This is a genomic window from Limosilactobacillus avium (genome assembly GCF_947381485.1).
In the GTDB taxonomy this organism is placed as follows: Bacteria; Bacillota; Bacilli; order Lactobacillales; family Lactobacillaceae; genus Limosilactobacillus; species Limosilactobacillus avium.
In genome coordinates this window covers 1-4,661 of the sequence record NZ_CANCWN010000060.1, presented here as the reverse complement: position 1 = coordinate 4,661, position 4,661 = coordinate 1, and the positions used below count along the sequence as shown (strand labels likewise).

The following is a 4,661-nucleotide window of genomic DNA, read 5'->3' as shown; positions in this document are numbered from 1 at the left end:
TTCAATTGATTGTTTGTAGAATATCATCTGTTTATGAGAAAATCAAGGATAAAATTAAAATAATATGAGAAAGATGCAATTTTTAATTATATTTTGCCCTGATGGCGCTTTCGCTCGTGTTACTTCTTAAAATTATTAATTTTGTCCCAAATAAAAACACCGATGTTTATTTACATCAGTGCTTAGTATCATTTATTGTTCACGGACCGTTCCAACGGTTACCTCTTCTACCCCACTGGCGGTTTGGAGACATAAGCCACCCCTATCCGAGATGTGGTCGAATTGTCCTGCTAGCTTTTGCGGGCCGAATTCAACAACTAGCTTCTTTCCTGCAAGGAGTTGGTGTTCGCGGTAGATTTGGAGAATCTGCTCCCAGGTACAGCCCGCCAGGAGACGGATGAACTGGGTGCCGATTTCGTCAATAATGTTTAGTCGCTCCCGGTTGCTGACCATGAGAGAACTTAGGCCCCCCACCTGGTCAGTTAGTTCATCCGGTAGGCCCGGCGGCGTTATCAGGTTGATCCCCCAGCCAATTACTACCCCACGAAGGTGGTTAGCGTCATCGATCACGGTTTCGGCGAGAATTCCTGCAACCTTTTTATCGCCAACATAGAGGTCATTAACCCACTTAATTGCAATCGGTTCCGTGAAGTGTCGCTCTAATACGAGAAATGCAGCGACAGCGGCGGTCACTGTTAGTTTGGCCGGGTCATTATTTTGGGCAATATTTTCTTCGGCTAGTCCCAGGGAAAAGTAGGCCCCACTCCCCGCTGGTGAATAGAAAAGGCGGTTCAATTTACCGTGACCAGCTGTCTGTTCCCTGGCGGATACCAGGAACGTCGTTGGGGTGCTTCCTTCGGTAATTTTCTTTTTCGCGGCGACGTTGGTTGACGTGAGGGTGGCGAATTCTTCAGCTGGCACACCCATTGCCGCTAATTGGGGGAATTTCTGCATATCTAATCTCCTCCTTACTTTATTCTTCCTTACTCAATTTCAAAAGTAGATCTTGGCTCTTAAGGGCATCGCCAACCTTGGCAAAGACCTCTGTGACCTTCCCCGTGAACGGCGCCTTAACAGCTGATTCCATCTTCATTGCTTCGGTAGTCACCAGGACTTGCCCAACCTTTACCTCGTCACCAGCCTTGACGTTAACTTTAACAACGTTACCGTTCAGCGGCATCCCCACTTGGCCGGGATCTTCGGGATCAGCCTTGGGGACGCTGGCAACCTTCCCCTTCAACTGCCGGTCCTTGACCTTTAGTTGGAGAGCTTGACCATTAAGCTCAAAGAACAGTGTCCTGGTTCCCTCGTCATCAGCTGGGGATACGAAGTCGAGCTTCAGTAGCATTTGCTTCCCTGCTCTGTAGCTGACCGTCAGGTTTTCTCCAGGACGCATTCCCTGATAGTAAGTGGTGGTATCCAGGTCCATCACGTTTCCGTATGATTGGTGGTTGTTAAAGTAGTCAATGAATACCTTCGGATACATGATGTAGCCCTGGAGGTCATCCTCTGTTGGCTCCCGGTGGATCTTTGCTGCCAACTCATCCTTGACAGCAACAAAATCAACCGGCTTGGCCAGGCTACCGGGACGGACGGTAATTGCCGGGTGATCCTTCAGGACGACCTTTTGGAGGTCCTTAGGAAAGCCGCCATATGGTTGACCAAGGTCGCCCGCGAAGAAGTTCACGACTGAATCAGGAAAGTCAACGTGCTGGCCCTTTGTCAGAATATTATTCTTGTCCAGGTGGTTTTGAATCATGAAGATTGCCATGTCACCGACGACTTTGGAACTCGGTGTGACCTTGATAATATCACCGAGCAGTTCATTGACTTCCCGGTATTTGGCCTCAACCTCCCCAAAGTCACTGATTCCCAAAGACTGGGCTTGTTGCTTCAAGTTCGAGTACTGCCCCCCGGGCATTTCCGTTTGATAAAGGTCCGGCTGGGGAGCATTTACACCGTTACTGAAGTCATTGTAGAGGGGCCGGACATTTGCCCAATACTTGTTTAAGACTGCAACATTGTGCATGTTCAACTCTGGCTGGCGAGGATCCCCCTCCAAGGCGTAGTAGAAGGTTCCCAGACTAGGCTGACTAGTGGTACCTGCCATTGCCGCCATCGCAACATCGACGATATCAACACCGGCTTTTGTAGCTGCAACATAGGTGGCCACGCCGTTCCCAGTGGTGTCGTGTGTGTGGAGGTGAACAGGTACATTGAACTTGGCCTTGAGGTTGCCAACTAATTCATAGGCCGCCTGGGGCTTTAATAGGCCCGCCATGTCCTTAATGCCAATTACTTGGGCCCCCGCATCTACCAATGATTGGGCCATTTTCATATAGTATTCCAGGGTATATTTACGTTCGGTTGACTTTAAGAAGTCGCCGGTGAAGCACATTGCCCCTTCGGCAATCTTGCCGGTCTGGCGAACATAGTCAATACTTCTTTGCATCTGGTCAATCCAGTTTAGGGAATCAAAGATCCGGAAAACGTCAACCCCAGTCTTGGCGCTATGGTCAATAAAGCGTTTTAGGGCATTGTCAGGATAGTTCCGATAGCCGACCGAGTTGGAAGCCCGGAGAAGCATCTGCTGGAGAGTGTGGGGCATGTACTTTTTAAGAAGACGGAGCCGTACCCACGGGTCCTCACCTAGGAAGCGGTAGCAGACGTCAAATGTGGCCCCACCCCAACTCTCGACCGAAAACAGGTGGGGCATGGCTTGGTCATACACCTTCATAGCCGGGAGCATATCATGTGTTCGCATCCGGGTGGCAAACAGGCTTTGGTGGGCATCCCGCATGGTCGTGTCAGTCAGGAGAACCCTCTTTTGCTGCTTGACATAGTCCAGTGCCGCGTCTGCACCCTGCTCATCAAGAATATCCTTGACCGTTTTGCCTGCTTGTGAATCGCTCTCAATTTGCCCGGCCTGCGGTTCCTGCATGTCAGGATGGACAAGTTTTGCTTTCTTTGTAACACCTGCAAAACCATTGACTGTGACATTGCCAATGTAGTTTAACAGTTGCATTGGTGTGTCTGGCTGGGTATTAAAGTGGAATAAGTCCGGATTCTCGTCAATAAACGTGGTTGAACAGTTCCCAACAATAAATGTTGGGTGCTTTAAAACATTAACCATGAATGGAATGTTGGTCTTAACACCACGAATATGAAATTCATGAAGGGCGCGCAACATCTTAATCCGGGCCTCGGCGAAGTCCTCACCGGCTGCACAGCACTTGACGAGCAGGGAGTCGAAATAAGGCGTCACGGTGTAACCCGGATAGACGTTTCCATCTAGCCGAATACCAGTACCACCGGGAGCGTGGTAGGTCATGACCTGACCGGTGTCCGGCATAAAGTTGTTCTCAGAGTCCTCAGTTGTTACCCGGCACTGGATGGCCGCACCATGAAACTTGAGGTCCGCCTGTTCTGGGAGACCAATGTCCTTATGAAGGTCTTCACCGGCGGCAATCCGAATCTGGGTCTTAACAATGTCGACGCCGGTAATCATTTCCGTTACCGTATGTTCAACCTGAACCCGGGGATTAACCTCGATAAAATAAAACTGTTCAGGTGTTTCCAGAAATTCAATTGTGGCGGCATTTTGGTAGTGAACGCTCTGCATCAATTTAACCGCCATGTTGCAGACTTCTGCCCGCCGTGCGGGAGAAAGGACCTTACTAGGAGCAAATTCGATTACCTTTTGGTGACGACGTTGAACAGAACAGTCCCGTTCGAAGAGGTGCATAACGTGCCCGTGTTCATCGGCAATGACCTGCACCTCGATGTGCTTGGGATGCTGGATGTCCTTTTCAACGTACATTTCATCGGAACCAAAGGCCTTTTTAGCCTCATCCTTAGCCTGCTCAAATTCTTCGTCAAGTTGCTGGTCATCCTTGATGATCCGCATTCCACGGCCGCCCCCACCGTTAGCCGCCTTTACCATAATTGGGTATCCATGCTGGTGAGCAAAATCCTTAACTTGTTGAGCATTAATCACGTCACCTGATAAGCCCGGAATCGGTTGAAGGCCGGCCTTAACAGCTACTTGCTTGGCAACCAGCTTATCACCGAACATTCGCAAGTGTTCTGGCTTAGGACCAATAAACTTAATTCCGTTATCAACACAGGCCTGGGCCAGGTCTGCGTTTTCTGCCAAGAAGCCATATCCTGGGTGAATTGCCTCTGCCCCGGATTCCTTAGCAACCCGAATAATTTCATCGATGTCAAGATAAGCTGCCAGGGGCTGTTCCCCTTGGCCAATCAGATAAGCTTCATCGGCAGCAAAGCGGTGAGCACTGTATTTATCCTCCTTAGCGTATACTGCCACTGCCTTGATGCCGAGTTCGTGACAAGCGCGGACAATTCGCGTTGCAATTTCTCCACGGTTAGCGATTAATACCTTTTTAAACAAGTTCATGCACCATCCTTCTGTATTGTGCTTCACATACAAAAACTAACAACATTAGTGCAAATATTAATATTTTTCATTTCGTTCGCCTTCTTTAATCTTTTTCTAATTTGACATTAACTATACTCATCGTATTCTAATATGTCAACATGTTATTAGCAATTTTTGAAATGTAGTTTAAAAATGGCAGATTGCAAGAAATAACTTGAACGAATTTAATGACGTAGATTAAGCAGGAAGATCTCGATTGGTG

Annotated in this window: 2 protein-coding genes; both read right to left on the bottom strand. The window is 48.5% G+C overall.

Annotation, left to right across the window (positions count from 1 at the left end; genetic code table 11):
• Nucleotides 1-192: 192 nt before the first annotated feature.
• Nucleotides 193-954, bottom strand: a complete 762-nt coding sequence (locus QOS01_RS10195) for a biotin--[acetyl-CoA-carboxylase] ligase (RefSeq protein ID WP_283622248.1) — start codon at nucleotides 952-954, stop codon at nucleotides 193-195.
• 19 nt (nucleotides 955-973) lie between these two features.
• The gene (locus tag QOS01_RS10190) at nucleotides 974-4,417 is read right to left on the bottom strand and encodes a pyruvate carboxylase (RefSeq protein WP_283622247.1); all 3,444 of its coding nucleotides are present in this window, start codon (nucleotides 4,415-4,417) and stop codon (nucleotides 974-976) included.
• Between the last annotated feature and the right edge of the window lie 244 nt (nucleotides 4,418-4,661).

Coding starts and splice junctions, on each gene's coding strand:
- QOS01_RS10195 (WP_283622248.1), bottom strand. CDS start 954: ATGCAGAAATTCCCCCAATTAGCGGCAATGGGTGTGCCAGCTGAAGAA.
- QOS01_RS10190 (WP_283622247.1), bottom strand. CDS start 4,417: ATGAACTTGTTTAAAAAGGTATTAATCGCTAACCGTGGAGAAATTGCA.